Source organism: Photorhabdus hainanensis (genome assembly GCF_018448965.1).
Taxonomy (GTDB): Bacteria; Pseudomonadota; Gammaproteobacteria; order Enterobacterales; family Enterobacteriaceae; genus Photorhabdus; species Photorhabdus akhurstii.
Window position 1 is genome coordinate 94,134 of record NZ_RCWD01000005.1, and the last position, 21,148, is coordinate 115,281.

Sequence of the window (21,148 nt, forward strand, 5' to 3'; positions counted from 1 at the left end):
TCGCCCATGAAGTCAGTAAGCTAATGAATGATAAATCTACTTTTGATTTTCGTTAAAAATAGAGAGATTACCTAAAGAATTTATTTAATGGAATTGTTCTGACCTGCTTAGATATTTATAACCAACTAAATGAATCTTATTTTAAAGTAATTTTATTGTTTTGTTAATTAAGGCTGGAAGACTATTTAATCTTCCAGCCTTATTGAATTATTTAGGCGAGCATCGACTCCAGCTTAGTCAGCCATATAATGGCTTCAGGAATATATTCCTAATTTTGTGCACAATGCGACTCGCTTTAGCTGGCTTGGTAAAAATATATCCTAAAATTTAAACGACATTGCAGCAAAAACCATTCCACCACTTCCGGCCCATCCCATGCAGAATTGGTCTTTCTCCAGTATGCCTTGATGAACAGCATCAATGATTCCAAAAGGAATAGATGTAGTAATAATGTTGCCTGTTTTATGTCCAACGTGATGCATTTTATTATCAACCCCGATCGAATGTCCAAGCTTATGCCACATTTTAGGTGAACCTGTATGAATAAAGATTTTGTGAATATCGTTGCTGGAAACATTGTGCTGATTAAATACCCCGATTGCATCTTCCCAACCATATTCATTTAGCAAGGCTGCATATGAATTAAATAGATATTGTCCACCAAGCGGTGAAATGCGTTTGACATCAGAATCATTACAAAATAGTTCCCAGCCCGGTAAGGAGATGGTCGACAGGTCGCTTAAATCTGGCCTGTTGATATAAGAAAACTTGAAATTATCAGGTGATTCATTACTCAGTATGGTGACTGCTGTGGCTTCTCCTATGGTAAAACTTGCAAATTTATAAGCCAGTTCCGATGGAGAAGACAAAGAGAAGTTCTTCGGAAAGAGAGGGCCTCCATCGGACATACCAAATTCCATGTTAACAATAGCGGCATGGCGTATTTCACCTGCCTTCATTTTACTATTGATAATGTCCATTGCTGTCACCCAACCATTACAGGCGTCTGAAACGTCGTAATTCCTGCAATTTAATCCTAGAGCCTTTGCAATAAAAGTACTGTTGGCTGGCTCGGTGAAACCACGAGTGACATTGGGATAGAGTAATAGATCAATTTCTGCCTTGCTTATATTAGCTTGCGCTAAAGCGCGATCAAACGCCGCTTCCATCAGTTGCATAGGCTTTTCACCCTTATTCAGCCAATGCCGGGTTTTTATACCGCTTGTATCGAGTAACTTTCTGATCGTCTGTAAGGTTCTAGGTAAATTTCCCTGGAAGGTTTTTCTTGAGTGCTGATCAATTAAATCGATAACTTCCTGATTTGTAACCAGTCTTGACGGAAGTAATCCTGATATGCCTGCTATTTTCATTTACACATTCCTCTGAGTAAATATTTTTAATATTCTACTTTTATGGTGTTTTAATAATTACATTGAATTTAATTTCTACCTGCACAGACTTTTATTTGAAAAATTAGGTATTCTATTTTCAAAAAATCTAAATCAAAGATTCACATATCAGTGAATTTTTTTAATGTTAATTTTCTCCATTGGGATAATTTGATGATTTATATTTCTAGCATAATCTATATCTGATTCAAGGTGTCGGTACTATTTTTCATCCTTATATTTTGAAATTTTGTAAACTTTAAAATACATTTATTACTGTGCTGTTCTATTTATATCAGTGATTATGTCTTTATTAATTAAATATGATCAATTTTGCCCATTGCAGCATGGCATGTGACACGTCGGCAAGAAAATGTTTTTCATTCCGATCCAATGTGGGAATATACTTTTGTTGTCAGCTATAAGTGCTAATCAGCACGTTTGTTGGTATTTCACGGTACTGGAATACCAGCCTGAATTGGCGTGTGATTAGCCAATCATTCACTATCGTTGTTCTCAAGGAGGTTTCGATGTTAGCTCAGTTGCCACATATGGCAATACAACTAGAAACCGACGTCAAGCGTAAGAAATCCCCACGTAAAACGACTGCTTTTGATATGAAACGCGCAGCAGAGCAGGGTGATAAGGATTTCCAGTATTTTCTTAAAAGCGGAAAGCTGCCAGTTTCTAGGTGAGTTCAATGGCCTGCGTATATGTTTCTGACTTTATTTAAATGTCTTCCTAATTGGGAGTCGTTTTTACACTGATTTTTATAATCATAAAATATGTGGCGATATAATTGATTATCTTGGTCGTGATGCTAAGAGTAAAATAATAGTATATTTCACGTTCATTTAATTCTGGTCTCCTGTATTAAATTCCGCTTTGCAGAGTGAATGAATCGTTAGCGTGCGATTCATTCAGTTGTGATTCTTCGATATATAACGCTAACGACGTCATGTCGAAAGAGTATACCGGCTACTTCATGTATTCGATTTCGTTCACGTACCACAACACTTTTCCAGTTGGTGTATGAACGATTGCACTGTCTCCAACTTCTTTTTTCAATAAAGCCCGGGCCATTGGAGAATCGATTGATATGTAGTCCTTGCGACCAAAAATTTCGTCGTACCCGACAATACGGAAGCGTTTAATCTCGCCTTGATCATTTTCGATCTCGACCCATGCGCCAAAGAACACTCGCCCATCTTGTTGGGGGGAATAATCAACACACCGCAACTCTTCTAAGCTCTTGGTTAGATATCGGACTCTGCGATCAATCTCCCGCAGTCTCTTCTTGTTATATTGATAATCTGCGTTTTCACTCCGGTCACCGAGGCTTGCTGCCCAAGTCACTTTTTTAGTTACCTCTGGGCGCTCTTCACGCCAGAGATAATCCAATTCTTCCTTTAATTTGTCGTAGCCTTCGCGGGTTATCAGTTTAGTCTTCATTTTATGTTGATGTAGATACCGTAGTTAACCTCAGGAGTGTATAAAACAGACCATTTTGGTAGATGTCAAATTAAGACTCGGTTTTTAGTCATTAATCAATAAATCCCGGTTGTTTTGCAAGATTAACGTATTAGTTACATTCAGGTGGTCGTTGGTTGAATAAATTTATCACTGTTGATGGATTATCGGCTACATGACAGCAGATATGACAGGCTCCCACTGCGATGAGTACGGGTTTAAAACGAGAGATACGCGGTTAATAGACGATTTCGAGTTAGCATTATCGGTAACAAGATTGTTTTACCTGTCCACTCATTATGATATTTGGCTCTAATATTTATAACGTTCATCATATAATTTATGGTTCTGTGTACTGAATAGTATGTATGCTGTGAATCTTGTTGCTGATGAGACAGGCGATTAAGGTTTAAGTGGAGAAAAAACAAGCGAAATTGTTTACTATAGTAAAGAAAGGTGACAAAAAATCGACTGCCGAGTGGTTTCTTGCCCGAACGTTGGTGAGCTGAACATTATCGAGCCAGATCCTCGTTAGTAAGGAAAAACCGAAAACCGTGGCGGAGGTAAAAAGGTAATATGCAGCAAAAGGCATTTTTCGTTTAGTCTGCCTGATGAATTTAATCCAACTAATAAATGGATTTCTATCGATTTGCTGGTAGCCAGAGCGCTAATTGATAGGTTGGCGGATGGCGAAATAACGGTAGAAGTTCGATAGTTGGCAGTGAATTACTGTGTTCTCGTTGTCAGTAATAAACCACTAAATTAATCATTATAATTAATAACAGTGGAAATAGGTCCTATTAGGAATAGTCTCAAAATACAGATATCTGGTTTCTATCTTTGGGTTAATCTCTTTCAAAATGATAAATTTATCAAAGCATGTAGTGTTTTTTGGAGTTTGATAATGCAAGTAGATAACAAAATCCTTGTGGTGGATGATGACATGCGTTTACGAACGTTATTGGAGCGTTATCTGACAGAACAAGGTTTTCAGGTACGTAGTGCCGCTAATGCGGAACAGATGGACCGTTTACTGACACGGGAACCTGTTAGCTTAATCGTATTGGATTTAATGTTGCCCGGAGAGGATGGGCTTTCTGTTTGCCAAAGGCTGAGAAACCAAAGTAATCCGGTACCGATTATTATGGTGACGGCGAGAGGAGAAGAGGTAGATCGTATTGTTGGGTTGGAAATTGGCGCTGATGATTATATTCCGAAGCCATTTAATCCTCGTGAGTTATTGGCGCGTATCCGGGCGGTATTACGTCGTCAGGCGAATAAGTTATTGGGTCTGCCGGCTGAGGATGATGCGATTATTAATTTTGGTAAGTTTAGTCTCAATTTGAGTACGCGGGAAATGTTTCAGGGAGATGAACATATTCAATTAACCAGTGGGGAATTTGCCGTATTGAAAGTACTGGTTTCTTATCCTGGCGTGCCGCTGTCCCGTAATAAGCTGATGAGTTTAGCTCATGGCCGGGAATATAGCACGATGAAGCGATCTATTGATGTCTTGGTTTCACGTCTGCGCCGTGTGATTGAAGAAGATCCTACACATCCTCGCTATATCCAGACTATCTGGGGTCTGGGTTATGTCTTTGTGCCTGACGGAATTCGTGTATGAGATTATTGCGATTCTCCCCTCGCAGCACGTTTACCCATATTTTATTCCTGATTATGGCTATGCTGTTTATTAGTCTGGTAACCAGCTACTTGGTTGTTGTGAATTTCGTTATCATGCCAAGCTTGCAGCAATTTAATAAGGTATTAGCGTATGAAGTTCGTACCTTAATGGCTGAAAAGTTAAAGCTGGAGGATGGCTCTTTTCTGGTGATATCGCCAGTAGTTCGCCGGGAGATTTATCAGGAATTGGGTATTACGCTCTATTCTGAATCTGACGCGGAGATACAAGGTTTACGTTGGGCCAGACGTTATGATTTCTTGAGTGAGAAGATGGGAGAGTACCTTGGCGGCAGTGCCGATCTTCGTCTGGAGATAAACACGGATAGCCCGATACTTTGGCTAAATTCTTATTTGGCCCCCGATATTTGGGTCAGGGTTCCTCTGACTGAGATCGAACAAAATCAATTCTCGCCTATTTTCCGCTATACACTGGCAATTCTATTACTGATATTCGGTTGTATCTGGCTCTATATCCGTTTTCAAAACCGGCCTTTACTGGAAATGGAGTATGCGGCCAGGCAAACAGGTAAAGGTATTATGATGCCGTCGGTGCGGGAAGCGGGTTCTCTGGAAGTTCGCGCGGCCATTCGCTCATTTAATCAAATGTCCGCCGGGATAAAGTTATTGGAAAGTGACCGTACGATATTAATTGCTGGCGTAAGCCATGATTTGCGTACTCCGCTGACACGTATCCGACTGGCAACAGAAATGATGAGCAAGGAAGATGCTTATCTGTCTGAATCTATCAATAAAGATATTGAAGAGTGTAACGCGATTATTGAGCAATTCATTGATTATCTCCGTACCGGGCAAGAGATGCCAATGGAGTTCTGCGAATTGAACGCTATTCTTAAAGAGGTTATTTCCGCGGAGAATGGCTATGAACAGGATATTGAAAACCATCTGTCTCTGAACCCAATAACCGTTAACGCTAATCCGATTTCTATTAAACGAGCATTGGCTAATCTGTTGGTAAATGCCAATCGTTATGGCAACGGCTGGATTAAAGTGAGTAGCGGGCAGACAAATAAATTTGCCTGGTTTCAGGTAGAAGATAATGGAGCCGGCATTAAGCAGGAAGATTTGCCGCGGTTATTTCAGCCATTCGTTCGCGGCGAAAGAGCGCGTAGCAGCAGTGGAACAGGGTTAGGTCTGGCGATTGTTCAGCGAATTATTGATGCTCATGATGGAAAAATTGAAATGGGCGTCAGCCTCAGAGGGGGATTATCTATCCGTGTCTGTATTCCTGTCGTGGAAGATAATTTTTAACGGCTTGATAATCATCTCCTATATTCGATTTTAACGGTGTGTGGAGATGACAGTTTTATGTCAGTCTCAGGTTAAGCGCCCATTGCGCTGTCATAAAAATGTCATAATTAAGACATTTTGCTGTAATTAAATTAACCTATTTTTCCTCCTGCACCTTTTTTGAATTTGACGAATAGATTTCTTTGTTGATTCTCAATATCCCAATTAGGAGGGATTATGAAACTGATGCGTACCACCGTAGCCGGCATAATGGCAGCGACGTTTTCTTTGACAACCTTGTCTGTATTTGCTGCCGCTAGCTTAACCGGGGCAGGTGCGACATTTCCCGCACCGGTGTATGCCAAGTGGGCGGATTCTTATCAAAAAGAGACAGGTAATAAAGTCAATTACCAAGGCATCGGTTCTTCCGGCGGCGTAAAACAAATTCTGGCAAACACCGTTGATTTCGGTGCTTCCGATGCCCCTTTATCCGATGAAAAGTTAACTGCTGATGGTCTGTTTCAGTTCCCGACAGTCATCGGTGGGGTAGTACTGGCGGTCAATATCCCAGGGATTAAAGCCGGTGAATTGACGCTGGATGGTAAAACGGCGGCTGATATTTATTTAGGTAGAGTGAGAAAGTGGAATGATCCAGCGATTACTCAATTGAATCCGGGAGTCAAACTACCGGAGCAAGATATTGCTGTGATACGTCGCGCTGACGGCTCCGGTACCTCCTTTGTGTTTACTAGCTACCTCTCTAAAGTGAATAAAGAGTGGCAAGAAAAAGTTGGCGCTGGTTCCACCGTAAGCTGGCCTATTGGTTTAGGCGGTAAAGGCAATGATGGGGTTGCCGCGTTTGTTCAGCGTCTGACGGGTTCCATTGGTTATGTTGAATATGCTTACGCGAAACAGAATCATTTGGCTTATACCAAACTGGTATCTGCTAACGGTAACGTGGTTAGTCCGACAGAAGAGAGTTTCAGTGCCGCAGCGAAGAAAGCGGAATGGCATAAAACCTTTGCTCAGGATTTGACAAACCAACAAGGTGAAAATGCGTGGCCGATGACTTCCACCACATTTGTTCTGGTTCATAAACAGCAAAAAGATGCAGTGAAAGGGGCGGAAGTATTGAAATTCTTTGATTGGGCTTATGAGAAAGGCAGTAAACAGGCAAACGATCTGGATTATGCCACCCTGCCCAAAGAGGTGATTGAGCAAGTTCGCGCCGCTTGGAAAACCCAGATAAAAGATAGCAATGGTAAAGCCCTGTATTAAGTCGTGTTGATAGTGATTGTTTTAACTGTCGATTGTTTTAATTGTCGATTGTTTTGAATATCGATCGCTTTGAAGATCGATCGTTTTAAATATCGATTAAATTTGTCGTTTTAATTTCTCCCTCCATTTAAGGAGGGAGTTAACCCCGAATGAGAATAAGCTCTATGGCCGAACAAAAAACGGCAATGAAAGCACCCAGTAAAAATGGCGATATTATTTTCGGCGCACTGGTTAGGCTAGCTGCGCTGATAACTTTATTTTTGTTAGGAGGCATCATTATCTCGCTGATTATTGCCTCCTGGCCTAGTATCCAGCAGTTCGGCATCTCTTTCCTCTGGCAGAAAGCGTGGGATGCCCCGGCAGAGCAATTTGGCGCCTTAATACCGATTTACGGTACGTTGGTGACTTCGCTGATTGCGTTGATTATCGCCGTGCCTGTCAGTTTTGGGATTGCTCTGTTCCTAACGGAACTGGCGCCTAACTGGCTTAAACGTCCGCTCGGTATTGCCATTGAGTTACTGGCCGCCATCCCAAGTATTGTGTATGGCATGTGGGGGTTGTTTGTTTTTGCGCCGCTATTTGCCGCCTATTTCCAGCAGCCTGTCGGCAATCTCCTCGGCAGTATGCCGATTGTGGGCGAATTATTCTCCGGCCCTGCCTTTGGTATCGGCATTCTGGCCGCGGGCGTCATTCTCGCTATCATGATTATTCCTTATATCGCCTCGGTTATGCGCGACGTTTTCGAACAAACACCGGTGATGATGAAAGAATCCGCTTATGGTATCGGCTGTACGACTTGGGAAGTTATCTGGCACATCGTGTTGCCTTACACCCGAAATGGGGTAATTGGTGGTGTCATGTTGGGCCTTGGTCGTGCGTTGGGGGAAACGATGGCGGTGACTTTTATCATCGGTAATACCTACCAGCTCGACAGTTTCTCACTGTTTATGCCCGGTAACAGCATCACTTCTGCGCTGGCGAATGAATTCGCGGAAGCGGAGTCTGGCTTGCATACCGCAGCATTGATGGAACTCGGTCTGATTCTATTTGTAATCACTTTCATTGTGCTGGCGCTGTCGAAATTGATGATTATGCGTCTGGCGAAGAATGAGGGGCGCTGATATGGCAACCATAGATAGACAAAAGCCTACTGATACAGATGCCCGTAGCCGTAAGCAGGCATGGCGTCGTCAAAAAAATCGCTTCGCTCTGCTGTTATCAATGGCGACCATGCTGTTTGGTCTGTTCTGGCTGGTGTGGATTCTGTTTTCGACCATCACCAAAGGTTTCGACGGCATGTCATTGGCGTTGTTCACCGAAATGACGCCGCCGCCAAATACGGAAGGCGGCGGTTTGGCAAATGCCATTGTCGGCAGTGGATTACTGATCCTGTGGGCGACGGTTATCGGTACGCCTTTGGGGATCATGGCGGGTATCTATTTAGCGGAATATGGTCGCCGCTCATGGCTGGCAGAGGTGATCCGCTTTATCAACGATATTTTGCTGTCAGCCCCTTCTATTGTCGTCGGTTTATTTGTTTACACTGTCGTTGTAACGAAAATGCAGCACTTTTCCGGTTGGGCGGGGGTGATTGCTTTAGCGTTGTTACAGGTGCCGATTGTGATCAGAACCACGGAAAACATGTTAAAACTGGTGCCTGATAGCCTGCGCGAAGCCGCTTATGCCTTAGGCACACCGAAGTGGAAGATGATTTCAGCCATTACGTTGAAAGCGTCGGTATCCGGCATTATCACCGGTGTACTGTTGGCTATCGCCCGAATTGCCGGAGAGACGGCGCCATTGCTGTTTACCTCTCTTTCCAATCAGTTCTGGAGTACCGATCTGAGCCAGCCGATTGCTAACTTACCGGTCACTATCTTTAAATTTGCCATGAGTCCATTCTCCGAATGGCAGCAACTGGCGTGGGCGGGCGTATTATTAATAACCCTGTGTGTATTGCTGATTAATATTGTGGCGCGTGTGCTGTTTGCCAAGAAAAAGCACTGACTGATATTTCCAACAGAGAGAAGTAAATGAGCATAGTTAATGATATCGCTAGCAGCAAAATTCAGGTCCACAATCTGAACTTTTACTATGGCAAATTTCATGCGCTGAAAAACATAACGTTGAATATTGCAAAGAATAAAGTAACTGCTTTTATCGGCCCGTCGGGTTGCGGTAAATCTACGTTGTTACGGACTTTCAACAAAATGTATGAACTGTATGGCGAGCAGTGGGCGGAAGGTGAAATTTTGCTGGATGGCAATAATATCCTGACTGATAAACAGGATGTGGCGCTGCTACGAGCTAAAGTTGGCATGGTATTCCAGAAACCAACGCCGTTTCCGATGTCTATTTACGACAATATCGCGTTTGGTGTCCGTCTGTTTGAAAAACTCTCCAGAGCGGAAATGGATGAACGTGTTCAGTGGGCTTTGACGAAAGCGGCATTATGGAATGAAACCCGGGATAAGCTATATCAGAGCGGATACAGTCTATCTGGCGGCCAACAGCAACGTCTGTGCATAGCGCGTGGCATTGCGATCCGTCCAGAAGTATTACTGTTGGATGAACCTTGTTCAGCCCTCGACCCGATTTCTACCGGTCGTATTGAAGAGTTGATCAGCGAATTAAAATCTGAATATACCGTGGTGATTGTGACTCATAATATGCAACAGGCCGCGCGTTGTTCAGACCACACTGCGTTTATGTACCTTGGTGAATTAATTGAATTCAGTGATACAGACACATTGTTTACCACACCAAAAATGAAACAAACGGAAGACTATATTACTGGTCGTTATGGTTGATTACGGGGCGTAACATGGACAATCTGAATCTCAATAAACATATTTCTGGTCAGTTTAACGCTGAACTGGCACATATCCGTACCGAACTGATGGCAATGGGCGGGCTGGTGGAGGAGCAACTCACCAAAGCGATTACCGCGATGCATAATCAGGATGCCGCATTGGCGCGTGAAGTGATTGAGGATGACCATAAGGTCAATATGATGGAAGTGGCGATTGATGAAGCGTGTGTTCGCATCATTGCTAAACGTCAGCCGACGGCCAGTGATCTGCGGCTGATTATGTCAATTTCGAAAACCATTGCTGAGTTGGAAAGAATTGGCGATGTGGCAAATAAAATTTGCCAGACGGCACTTGAGAAATTCTCACATCAGCATCAACCCTTGTTGGTTAGCCTGGAATCCCTTGGCTGCCATACCATCCAGATGCTGCATGATGTTTTAGATGCTTTTGCCCGCATGGATGTGGAAGAAGCGATTCGTATCTATCACGAAGATAAAAAGGTGGATAAAGAGTATGAAGGTGTTGTCCGCCAGCTTATGACTTACATGATGGAAGATCCCCGAACCATCCCAAGTGTACTAACCGTCCTGCTTTGCGCCCGTTCTATCGAACGCATTGGCGATCGTTGTCAGAACATCTGTGAATTCATTTTCTACTATGTTAAAGGGCAGGATTTCCGGCATGTAGGTGGTGATGAACTGGAAAAGCTGTTGACGAAAGATAACGAGTAACTTTCTGACAATGCTGGTATTATTGCCAGCATTTTTTTGTCTAATAATTCTTAATAGTTATAAATATAGTTATTTATATTATTTCATGCACTATAGTGAAATTGATAGCTTGTGATGATTAATAAAGAATTAATTACCGTCAGGGGTGTTTAATGAAATCTCGCGTTCTTATTACGACGTTATTGGCCGGGTTAGCATTGGTTGCCGGCGCCGCGAAGGCGGATAAACTGGATGATATTAAAAAAGCCGGCACAGTGCGGATCGCTGTTTTCGACAGTAACCCGCCGTTTGGTTTTATTGATCCGCAGACCAAAAAACTGGCGGGTTATGATGTGGATATCGCAAACGCGATTGCCAATGATCTGGGTGTTAAATTGGAACTGCGTCCGACTAACCCGGCAAACCGTTTACCTCTGTTGGCATCAAAGAAAGTTGACTTGATTGCCGCCAACTTTACCGTCACTGATGAGCGTGCAAAACAGGTTGATTTCTCAATCCCTTACTTTGCCACCGGGCAAAAATTTATTGCTCGTAAAGGTGTTTTAAAATCGCCCGAAGACATTAAAAACTTACGTATCGGCGCTGATAAAGGAACAGTACAGGAAATTACACTGCGCGAGCATTATCCGACAGCCAAAGTGATCTCTTATGATGACACGCCTCTGGCATTTGCTGCGTTACGTAACGGCAATGTGCAAGCCATCACGCAGGATGATGCTAAGTTAGTCGGTCTATTGGCTAATGTACCGGAAGCCCAGAAAGCCGAGTTTGAGATCTCTCCTTTTAGCATCACCCGTGAATATCAGGCAGTGGCTGCGGCGAAAGGACAAGAGCGCTTGGTTGAAGCGGTGAACCAAACTTTGCTGAAACTGGAAAAAGAGGGTGAAGCCGCGGAAATTTATAACCGTTGGTTTGGCCCGGAAACCAAGTCCGCCCAACCGCGAGGTGACTTTAAGTTTGCGCCGTTGGAGCAGCAAGTTAAGTCCTAATGAGTGACAAATCCTTAGTAATCAGCCTCGCTTTTTGTTGCGGGGCTTTGTCATTGGTAATACTTGGTAATCGTAAGATATGTTTGAGTTATTTGTTACAGAACAGTTGCTTGCTCCCCAATACTTGGGGTGGCTTTGGCAAGGTTTCCTGATTACGCTGTGGATATCCGCTTGTACCGTTGTAGCTTCCACTTTGCTAGGGTTTGTACTGGCCGCTGCCCGTGATAGCCAACTGAAAATTCTCCGTTGGTCGGTAACTGCTTACACCACGCTATTTCGCAATACGCCTTTACTGGTGCAACTGTTTTTCTGGTATTTCGCCTCAGGGCAAATACTGCCGCAAGAAGTGATGCTTTGGCTGAACACGCCTCATGAAATCAATCTGTTAGGTCTGCCATTGGCCTGGCCTTCATTCGAATTCCTGGCTGGATTTATTGGTTTAACCCTCTATTCAGCACCATTCGTGGCGGAAGAGCTACGTGCTGGTATCCAGGGAGTAGGGCGCGGGCAAAAATATGCAGCTCATGCACTGGGACTTACCGGCTGGCAGGCAATGCGTTATGTCGTATTGCCGCAAGCGTTGAAGATCGCGACGCCGCCATTGCTGGGACAATATATGAACATTGTGAAAAACTCGTCACTGACAATGGCAATTGGCGTGGCTGAGTTGTCATATGCTTCCCGTCAAGTAGAAACCGAAACATTGAAAACGTTTGAAGCATTCGGTGTGGCGACGGTGCTATATATCGCCACCATTGCCGTCATGGAAGGTTGGGGGCAATGGCGTCAACAACAAGCTATAGCGAGAGGACATTAAAATGGATTTTTCAGTCATTGTAGAAAACTGGCGCTATCTACTGCTAGGTACATTTACTGATGGCCCTCTTGAAGGGGCGGCGTTGACATTGGTGATTAGCCTGATGGCTGGGGCGATTTCAATTGTATTGGGTACGGTTGCCGGTATTGCTTTGGCAATGCTGAAAGGATTTTGGGTTAACCTGTTAGCGGCAGTATTGGGCTTTTTCCGGGCAATTCCGGTTATTATGCTGATTTTCTGGACTTACTTCCTGTTGCCGGTGATGCTCGGTATGGAAATTCCAGAAATTACCACGGTAGTTTGCGCTCTGGCGTTGATCACATCGGCTTACTTGGCTCATGGGGTGAAAGCGGGGATTATCGCGATTGGCGCCGGTCAGTGGCAAGCTGGGCTATCATTAGGTTTTAACCGCTGGCAGGTACTTTGGTACATTGTGTTGCCACAAGCATTGCGTATGATGGTGCCTTCCTTTATTAATCAGTGGATTGCGCTGATAAAAGATACCTCTCTGGCTTATATCGTTGGCGTGGCGGAACTGTCATTTCTGGCGACTCAGGTTAATAACCGCAGCATGGTTTACCCGACAGAAGTCTTTTTATTTGTCGCGTTAATTTATTTCGTGATGTGTTTGGCACTGGAATTGACAGCAAACTATCTTGTTCGTCGCTTCACTCTACAACGTAGGAAAATATCTCTTTTCCGTTTCTGGCGGAAAGAAAAATTAGTGTTGGCTCCCCAATGTTAGTTTTTCTCTTTACTTAATTATCTAAGATATAATCTCCCTATTTTAATGATGGGGAGATTGTTAATGTTAATTTATTCGCCGGTTAAAAACATTATTAAAGTCGGCTCATTTTTTTAAATATATTGTTTGATTATCTGATTCACATTTTTATCCGTCTTTTTACGGATAAAAAAGAATTAATAAAGTCAGTTTTTTCTCATTTTTCACTAATGGTTTTATAGTAGTCAGGTTTTGAACTGTTATGAAAAGCCATTATTTTAACCTTTGGTTTTAATCGGCATCAGGTTTTAACCGGATTTTTACCACTGTTAATATCTGATCTTTATTAATTTTAATCATCATGGGATATTGTGTTTTACATTTAAATAGCCTCGCTTTTTATCTTTATAAATCAACTGGTAAATAGCTTGATGATATAAAGACACCACTTTATTATTTTTCGGATAATTCCCTTTTTTCAGGGCTTAAATCATGCAAGACTAACCGTTTTTCCCGTTTTTTATTATGTTGTTTTTATGGCTGGCTTTGTAAAATAACGCAGAGAGCGTTTAAACATCAATTTGTGTGGATGATATTATTTTTGTTGTGATTTCTTTTCAATTCTTTGTTAATGGTTAATGGGGTTCGATTAAATGCAATTAACTGTCATTTTAAAAAATCACACTTATAGTTAAATCTAAATCTTAAATAAAAAATTTAATATTTCTGTATTTGTGCTTTTAAATGGTGGTGGTAGGCTAGGTAAATGTGACATTAACTGAGGTAATAACCTCCGATACATGCATTAAACATCGCTGTGAATAGGAGGAGTAATCACTCTTCACCTTTTAAAAATCTGACATTAATGAGGGGTATGCTTTTTGGCTAATCACCGGAAAAAGCAGCTTGCGATCGCTAAAAAAGGGAAAACCAGTAGAAAGAGAAAGTGAATCTTTGTTGTTTAAAAAACTCTACCATATTACCAACAGCACCCTTATTCGGCTGATAAGGTTGTTTATTCTTCCTAACAATCGAAGCAATCGAAGCTTTACTGCCTCTTTGGCTATTAGTGCATCTTTTTCCCAAGCTGGCAGCGGGTCATATGATTGTTCAAAAGTTAAAAAAATCCTAGCATTGAATGCTAGGATCTTTCTGGTTTAAGGAAGTTGAGCAAGTAAGGATTTTACTTGCTCTGTATCTTCTGGATGTAATTGAAGATATTTCTCACAGGCTAGTTTTATATATTCAAAGCCGATGGATTCAGGAACGATAACTTCGCCTTCCCACACACCGAACATTATCCCTTCAAAATGGTATTCAGGATCTGGATCTGTTAAGTCTGGGAAGATGCAATAGGTTTCATTTACTCCACATCCTGTTTTATTTAAGAGAAAAGGGAGGGTCCATAATAATTTACCTTGCAAATTCAGTGAGTTAAAGAAATCCTTCACAACCCACTCGGGGTCATTGTCATAATCTATTTTTTTAAAAATATATTCGTTCATCACTTTGTCACCGGAAAGAAATTAAGCACAGTACCTGTTTTTTGATCCAAATAAACTTGGAATTTTACGCCACCCGCTGTTGATGTGTATTCTCTAACACCAGAAGTTATAGCAGATTTATAACCATTTATTGCAGCTTGTTGCCCAAGAGCCAACATCTGCTGGTCAGAGAAAATTTTTGGATCATAAACTGTTTTAGTAAAGACTTTTTCTTTATATCCAATAACATTTCCAGCTCTGTCATAGGCTGGGATTTGATATGAAATTTCAGTAATACCATCTATTGAACCGGGTGTTTTTCCTATAATTTTTACACCATTAGCAGATGTCATTTGATTAAATACGTCAGCATTATGTGTACCACTTATCCCTTTTTTAGATATTCCATCAAATGTGGCTAAGTGATTTTTCTGGTTAATATTAAAATGAATTCCCTCTGGGCAAGTAGTCGTTCCCTTTTTAGAAAGGGAACGACAAGAAATTTAAAATTTGCTTTTTTAAGACTTATTGTTCATCAAATCCATATATATATCATAATTATCTTTCTCATAACATATAATATTGACTTTAGAAATGTGAGGAGCCTTATTTAAATATGAAAAAATTGTATCTAAAGCAATTTTAGCCGCCAGCTCTTTAGGGAATTTATAGGTTCCAGTACTAATATTGGGAAAAGAAAGTCTTTTGACATTGTAGATCTTAGATAATTCAAAGCAACTTAAGTAAGATTTTTCTAATAATGAAAATTCATTATTATTACCGCCATTCCAACGTGGACCTACAGTATGGATCACGTATTTAGCGGGCAAATTACCCGCACTTGTAATGACTGCTTCACCAACTTTGCAGCCACCCTGTTTAGCTCTAATTTTTTGACATTCTTCTAAAATAATTTTTCCTCCTACTCTATGTATTGCTCCATCAACTCCACCACCACCAAGTAAAGATGTATTAGCTGCATTAACGATAGCGTCAACAGCAACTTTTGTTATGTCACCTAATATAATTTCCACTTTATTTTTCATTTAGTAATATCCTCAAAAACACCTCTACTCCAGTTTTGCAAGATTGTTTTTCTTCTGGTGAATATATGACATTCATTACCTGCTTATCTAAAATACAATCATATATGTCTATACTTAGCCAACCCTTAGACCATATATCAATAGTCCCTAGTTTTCCACAGCCCTCAAATTCAATTCGCTCAAGATTACCAAATTCACCATCAGCAAAAAATGAATATTCAAAAGAATAATTTCTTAAAAGAGGTTTTATATTTTTATCAAAGTCATGTATGTTCATTTAATATCCTCATTTTATATCAACAATGGTAATATTCTTAATTTCAGGTAGTTGTTGACCGCTTTGTTTATTCAGTAAAAATTGTTGTGATTTACTTGCATCAGGACCAATCATTTTAAACCATCCATCTTTACCACCTTTTAAAAGACTGTTTGCTGGTACATCAAATTCAACATAAACTGAACCTTTTGGTGCTGTACCTTTAAAATCAGATGCTCCATTAGTAGATATAAAAGTTTGCCCACCACCTCCTTGAACAATTTTCCCACTACTTTGCATTTGCACTAATTCATCATGTGACATCCATCTACCAACTCTAGTCATATTCACTTCATTAACAACTTTTGTTTCTCCTAGTTTTAATGAAGAGTGGGCGTTATTTGCACTAACAATTGTTCCTTTTCTAGCTTCAGATTTCCCCTCTGTACCCTTATTAGGCTGATAAGGCTGTTTATTTTTCCCAACAATCGAAGCAACTGAAGCTTTACCGCCGATAGCACCACCAATACCGGCAGATTCTACGGCCTCTTTGGCTATTAGTGCACCTTTTTCCCAAGCGGGCAGCGAGTTATACAACAGCCCTAAATCATTCTGGTTTTCTGTCGTCACAAACTGGCTGATACGATGAGTATCTTCTTCTGGCAGGCCGAACATCCATCTCAGACCACTGATGGCATCCGCTGTTTTTGTTCCACCTTCCATTTCGGCTTGATAGGTCAATGTACATAACCCACCGTTCCCGGCACAGTGAGACAACATTTCTGCTCGTTGCGCAGCGCTCAGTTTGTTGTATTTGTTCCAGATTGCTTCGGTAGGGATTCCTTGCTTATTGGCTTCCTGTAGCTCTCTGACCAGATTGTAGGCATTCATGGAGTTCAGGTGGTTAAAGAGAATAACAATTTCTCCGGCATTAGCCCCACTGTTAGCGCCTTTGGCGCTGTTGGTCGCAATGGCGCCTGCGACGCTGCCGATGATTTTGCCACCCGCCTGAATTTTCATTGGATCATTGAATGTTTTATCCAATGTTATCGCGGCTAGTTCTGCCGCTAATGCCCCGGCAGCAGCCCCTTTGGCATCACCGCCGCCAATTTCCGCAGCAAGGGCAGAAACCGCCGCATGGCTGATAGCTTTTCCGGGTAAATCTAACACCTGACCGTTTTTTCCAATCAACCCGGCACCTTCGGCGTTAATCTGGCTGCCAATATTGGCAAGTAATGCGGTGGTGAAGTTGTCCTTGAAACTACCGCCATTAATGGCTGTACCCAGGCTGGAACTGATAATGGATTGACCTGCGATCCGTTGAGCCACTTTGCTCCAGTCGCCATTGCTCAGTTTAGGCAATGTCACTTTTGCCGGGTTAATTTGAGCGCCATTGGCGGCTTTATCCCATCCCATGACGTTATCAAAACCCGCCAGTGCGCCACCAATCGCCATCGATGTGAGGGTTGATTTTACTATCTCACTGTTTCCCATATCCTTAAGGGTTTTCGATAGGTTTCCTTTATTATTAATAAGTTTAACCGCTGCTGTAGAAGCTAGAGATGAGATACCCGCAGAAACTGCGCCGTATGTGGCGGTACTCACTGTTGTCGCAGTTGCAGCACTGGCCCCGGCTGTGGTAGCGGCGCCACTGGCTGCACCCGCGGCACCATTGGCTGCTGCTACAGTTACCCCGGCCCCGGCTGTGACTACAGCAACGGAGATAGCGATAACAGCAGAAACGACAGGATTTAAATGCTGGCTCTTATGATCCCAATTCTCATAAGCATCCTGAACTTCATTCCAGTTTACATCTTGACGCTTGCTTAACTGTTTTAACCAAGCTGTTTCAGAAGTGTTGCCAAGAGTAGCCAATACCGCCTGTAAGGATTGTCCTTTCTGTGTTTTGATATCAGCACTGATTCCATTTGCGGCCTCAATCGTTAATTTTCCACCAATGTGAACCGAAGGCAGCACCCATGTTTCTGCACGATGACCACTATCTCTGTTCTTAATGAAAAATCCTTTAGACTGGCTAATGGTTTGTTCAAAAGAACTATCTTTAACTGCTTTAAAGTTTATTTTTCCATGTGTACTGGTCAGTCTGGCATTTTTATTTGTTTCAATCTTGCTGGCTTCATAAGTACTGTCATCTCGGCTGAGTAAATTAATATCGCCATCAGCAATAAATTCAGTCACTTTATTGGTGACTGAATGGTGAGTGGTAGTTGAAGTCTTCTTTTTACCATACCACTTACGTTTAGTGCTGGAGGTGGTATATTCAGTCACATCTTCTTGTGCTTGTGCATAAAGATAACCCCCTTTAGCGGCAATATCTATTACACCTTTGGCTAAAAGTTTAGTTGCTTGAAATAAAAGACCTTCTCCGGTAAGAATGGTTAAATTTTTACCGCTATCTAGTCTGGCTTCTTTATGGGTAATAGATGATCTGGAGTTCGTGTTTTCAGTATCTACAGCGGATTTAAGGTATGTATATCCACCAGAAGTGAGGGTCATATCACCCTTGGAAAGTAAACTTGAACCTTCTAACTTTATATTATTATTAGCTATTAAATTTAACTTATTCCCTGCATTAACAGAGGTAATATGGCTTATTCTTCCTTCTCTCATCATAGCGCCTACATTACCATAAGCAGCAGATAAATTTAGATCTCCACCAGAATTCATCAATATGTTTTCTGTTGCATTCAATGCAGAGTTGGTTACATTCAAATCTTTCCCCGTCGATATGGAGATACTATTAGCGGTAATAGGAACTCCCCATAATTTAGAATCTTGAGTAGAGTTTAATATAACGTCTTTTCCTGCGATGAGTTTTATATCACCAATATCTAGATTTATACCACCATTAATGGATATGGATTCGGATGAGTCTATACTGGTTCTACTTCTGTTTATTTTAATATCTCTGGCAGCAGTTAAATTCGTGTTTTTGTTTTTTGTGAAATAATTGATGAAATTTAAATTTAAGTTTGTTCCTGAATAAAATGTTAAATCTCCTGATGAGTTTATTATATTACTTCGATCATCAATATCAGGCCCGATACTAAATCTTGTAGATTTATAAGCGAATATGCCTGAATTTTTGCTTATTAATGAAACATTATGTCCTTTTAATACCGTTGATAAAATATTAATGGCATCTGGAAATAATAATTTACCCCAAGATTCATACGGTGCTTTATAATAGGTTGAAAGTATAGATAAATCACCTGATTTAGATATGATTTTAGAATCGGTAAGTTCGACAAAATTAGCATCTGATGAGATAATGTTGATATCTTTTTCAGCATTTAATCGTGCTGATTTTAATGTAAATCCATTTGCATTTAATATAAGATTATTTTTAACTTTGATATCATCAGTTTCTGCATTTAATAAATTTAATGTTTTTTCTTTCCAGCCAGGTGTAATCGGCGTATTCAACTCATTTTCATTAATAAGTTCCTTATTTGACGTAATTTTAACCTCGCCAAGAAAATCAATAACTAAATTCCTTCCAGAAGATAGCATTGTCTTATCTGTGAATGGGTCAACTTTTTTTCCATTAGAAGGATTATTTCGAAGAAGATTCCAATCTTGCTGTTTTATATCTGCGTTATTTCTATCTAATACATGTATTTCTCTGTCGTTTTCCTTCCTATTTCTGTATTTATAGTATGGATTATTAAATACAGAGTGCGAATTATTTACTATAAAGTGTGGGTAGGTATTTCCATTATCATTATATAGATTTTCAGTATTTATAAATTTAGTACTTATAAAATGACTTCCAGTCAGAAATACATCATTATTTCCATGTATTTCACTGTTTATATTTAATAAATTATCACTATTTATATATAAATTTCCTCCAGATGAAATTAAACTGCTATCATAATTTTCTATAAAGAACCAATTTCTCTTGTCACTGAGATCATCAATATTACTAAAGTCAAGAAAATCGTTTTTTTCAGGTTTAATATTAGAAAGGAGATAAAGATCTCTTATATTGAGCATCTTATGAGATCTGGCAACTAAATCGCCTTTATTAGTCTTTATAGTGGCAGATCTATTTTCAATAAGATGACTTTTATCTCCTTGTGCATCTTTCTGTATCCACATATTATTGTTGGCTTGTAGTAACGCTTTATTGCCGCTATTGCGCACAGTATCGCCAAATATTCTCATATCCCGGGCCGCAGTCACGCTGCCTTTATTATCCAGTGTGGTATTTTCTAGGATAATATCCCGTCCCGCTTGTACTTTAATATTGGGCGCAATATGTGTTTCTTTGCCAACAATATTCAGGTCTGTTTTAGCGTTAATATTTCCCAATTCAATTTTGCCATTGGCATTTAAAGTAATATCACGCTGATTACTGGTTAACTCTTTCAGATTAACGCCAATGCCATCTTCAGTGGCAACCAGTCGGATTTTATTGGCGTACATGCCGCCTAACGCTTTGGTGTCAATGGCTAATTGTGGTTTAGTGCCTTCTCCAGCGACAGGTTTAACTGTGCCATCTTTTAAGCTGATTCGGTTAGCGCCTTGTGTCAGAGACAGGTTATTGGCCTGAATTTTTCCATTTAATTCCGTTGCCCGGCTGATAATATCGACATAATCCGTCGTCTTGCCGTCTAACCCTTTTCCGCCAATGGTAATTTGGCCTTTTGTTACTTTCAGGGCTTCAAGTGCGCCCTGTTTATCAAATTGGGGTTTACCCGTGGTCAGTGTTGCGCTCGAAGTATTAATAAAACCACAGCCATCACAAGTAATGCCATTAGGGTTAGCAATCATCACATTGGCTTTATTGCCAAAAATCTCCAACTGGCCTTGCAGATGAGATCGTCCGCTGCCGGTTACTTCATTGATAATCAGTTCCGCCGCTTTTCCATGCAGATTAGGGTTAGCGTTAAATTGGCCTGCCAGTTGTGATTTAGCCGCTTGCGTGGCGTTATTGAGAACGGCGCCTTGAGTGGCGACATTGAACTCTTTATAGGTGTTGTGGGATATTCCCGCATTATTCGGCGTGGCGATATTGACAACCGGGATATTGCCTTGGTTTTGTACCTGAGTATGGTTATTGTCCGGTATTATTCCCGCGGCAATCGCCGGGTGTAGCGGCTGAATTGCGGTAAGGTAAATTAAAAGATAACTCGTGACTCTCGCCACCGAGTTGTTGCGTTTATTCATCGCATTTTCCCTTTTGTTTAATTTA

At 41.1% G+C, this 21,148-nt stretch carries 18 protein-coding genes; 11 read left to right on the forward strand and 7 right to left on the reverse strand.

Annotation, left to right across the window (positions count from 1 at the left end):
- Positions 1-320 precede the first annotated feature (320 nt).
- Positions 321-1,370 carry a 3-oxoacyl-[acyl-carrier-protein] synthase III C-terminal domain-containing protein gene (locus EAE92_RS04770; protein WP_214067230.1) on the reverse strand — a complete coding sequence of 350 codons (1,050 nt, stop codon included), beginning with the start codon at positions 1,368-1,370 and terminating at the stop codon, positions 321-323.
- Positions 1,371-1,918: 548 nt separating this feature from the next.
- Between EAE92_RS04770 and EAE92_RS04775 the strand changes: the two genes are divergently transcribed.
- Complete coding sequence (locus tag EAE92_RS04775) at positions 1,919-2,083, forward strand: hypothetical protein (protein WP_214067231.1); 165 nt, start codon at positions 1,919-1,921, stop codon at positions 2,081-2,083.
- Positions 2,084-2,366: 283 nt separating this feature from the next.
- On the opposite strand, the gene greB is transcribed toward EAE92_RS04775, so the two are convergent.
- Positions 2,367-2,840 carry a transcription elongation factor GreB gene (gene greB / locus EAE92_RS04780; RefSeq protein ID WP_214067232.1) on the reverse strand — a complete coding sequence of 158 codons (474 nt, stop codon included), beginning with the start codon at positions 2,838-2,840 and terminating at the stop codon, positions 2,367-2,369.
- 922 nt (positions 2,841-3,762) lie between these two features.
- Here greB and ompR point away from each other — a divergent pair.
- The 10 genes from ompR to EAE92_RS04830 all read left to right on the forward strand — a co-directional run bounded on the left by ompR (position 3,763) and on the right by EAE92_RS04830 (position 13,162).
- A complete protein-coding gene (gene ompR, locus EAE92_RS04785; protein WP_214067233.1) occupies positions 3,763-4,482 on the forward strand; it encodes an osmolarity response regulator transcription factor OmpR in 720 nt (239 codons plus the stop codon).
- Entirely contained in the window at positions 4,479-5,810 is a 1,332-nt protein-coding gene (gene envZ, locus EAE92_RS04790) for a two-component system sensor histidine kinase EnvZ (protein WP_214067234.1), read from the forward strand. The genes ompR and envZ overlap by 4 nt, the downstream gene beginning before the upstream one ends.
- Positions 5,811-6,026: 216 nt before the next feature.
- Positions 6,027-7,067: a phosphate ABC transporter substrate-binding protein PstS gene (gene pstS / locus EAE92_RS04795; protein ID WP_214067235.1), complete on the forward strand. Its 1,041-nt coding sequence runs from the start codon at positions 6,027-6,029 to the stop codon at positions 7,065-7,067.
- 164 nt (positions 7,068-7,231) lie between these two features.
- On the forward strand, positions 7,232-8,188 hold the full coding sequence (gene pstC, locus EAE92_RS04800; protein ID WP_105397664.1) for a phosphate ABC transporter permease PstC: 957 nt from the start codon (positions 7,232-7,234) through the stop codon (positions 8,186-8,188).
- 1 nt (position 8,189) lies between these two features.
- A complete protein-coding gene (gene pstA, locus EAE92_RS04805) occupies positions 8,190-9,074 on the forward strand; it encodes a phosphate ABC transporter permease PstA (RefSeq protein ID WP_214067236.1) in 885 nt (294 codons plus the stop codon).
- A gap of 26 nt (positions 9,075-9,100) precedes the next feature.
- On the forward strand, positions 9,101-9,877 hold the full coding sequence (pstB, locus tag EAE92_RS04810; RefSeq protein ID WP_214067237.1) for a phosphate ABC transporter ATP-binding protein PstB: 777 nt from the start codon (positions 9,101-9,103) through the stop codon (positions 9,875-9,877).
- Positions 9,878-9,891: 14 nt separating this feature from the next.
- Positions 9,892-10,611 carry a phosphate signaling complex protein PhoU gene (phoU, locus tag EAE92_RS04815; protein WP_036813694.1) on the forward strand — a complete coding sequence of 240 codons (720 nt, stop codon included), beginning with the start codon at positions 9,892-9,894 and terminating at the stop codon, positions 10,609-10,611.
- Between the two features lie 152 nt (positions 10,612-10,763).
- Positions 10,764-11,600, forward strand: coding sequence for an ABC transporter substrate-binding protein (locus EAE92_RS04820; protein WP_214067238.1), 837 nt, complete (start codon positions 10,764-10,766; stop codon positions 11,598-11,600).
- A 79-nt stretch (positions 11,601-11,679) separates the two neighbouring features.
- Positions 11,680-12,417: an amino acid ABC transporter permease gene (locus EAE92_RS04825; RefSeq protein ID WP_214067239.1), complete on the forward strand. Its 738-nt coding sequence runs from the start codon at positions 11,680-11,682 to the stop codon at positions 12,415-12,417.
- Between the two features lies 1 nt (position 12,418).
- Complete coding sequence (locus EAE92_RS04830) at positions 12,419-13,162, forward strand: amino acid ABC transporter permease (protein WP_214067240.1); 744 nt, start codon at positions 12,419-12,421, stop codon at positions 13,160-13,162.
- A 1,136-nt stretch (positions 13,163-14,298) separates the two neighbouring features.
- Here the strand turns inward: EAE92_RS04830 and cdiI are convergent.
- From cdiI to EAE92_RS04855, 5 genes are read right to left on the reverse strand one after another with little or no spacing between them, the layout of a single operon-like run.
- Complete coding sequence (gene cdiI, locus EAE92_RS04835; protein ID WP_214067241.1) at positions 14,299-14,646, reverse strand: ribonuclease toxin immunity protein CdiI; 348 nt, start codon at positions 14,644-14,646, stop codon at positions 14,299-14,301.
- The gene (locus EAE92_RS04840) at positions 14,646-15,128 is read right to left on the reverse strand and encodes a CdiA family toxin C-terminal domain-containing protein (RefSeq protein ID WP_214067280.1); all 483 of its coding nucleotides are present in this window, start codon (positions 15,126-15,128) and stop codon (positions 14,646-14,648) included. Before EAE92_RS04840 ends, cdiI begins: the two co-directional genes overlap by 1 nt.
- A 15-nt stretch (positions 15,129-15,143) precedes the next feature.
- Entirely contained in the window at positions 15,144-15,671 is a 528-nt protein-coding gene (locus EAE92_RS04845; protein ID WP_214067242.1) for a macro domain-containing protein, read from the reverse strand.
- Positions 15,661-15,948: a hypothetical protein gene (locus EAE92_RS04850; protein WP_036813710.1), complete on the reverse strand. Its 288-nt coding sequence runs from the start codon at positions 15,946-15,948 to the stop codon at positions 15,661-15,663. Before EAE92_RS04850 ends, EAE92_RS04845 begins: the two co-directional genes overlap by 11 nt.
- Before the next feature lie 9 nt (positions 15,949-15,957).
- Positions 15,958-21,123: a DUF637 domain-containing protein gene (locus tag EAE92_RS04855; protein ID WP_246545003.1), complete on the reverse strand. Its 5,166-nt coding sequence runs from the start codon at positions 21,121-21,123 to the stop codon at positions 15,958-15,960.
- Between the last annotated feature and the right edge of the window lie 25 nt (positions 21,124-21,148).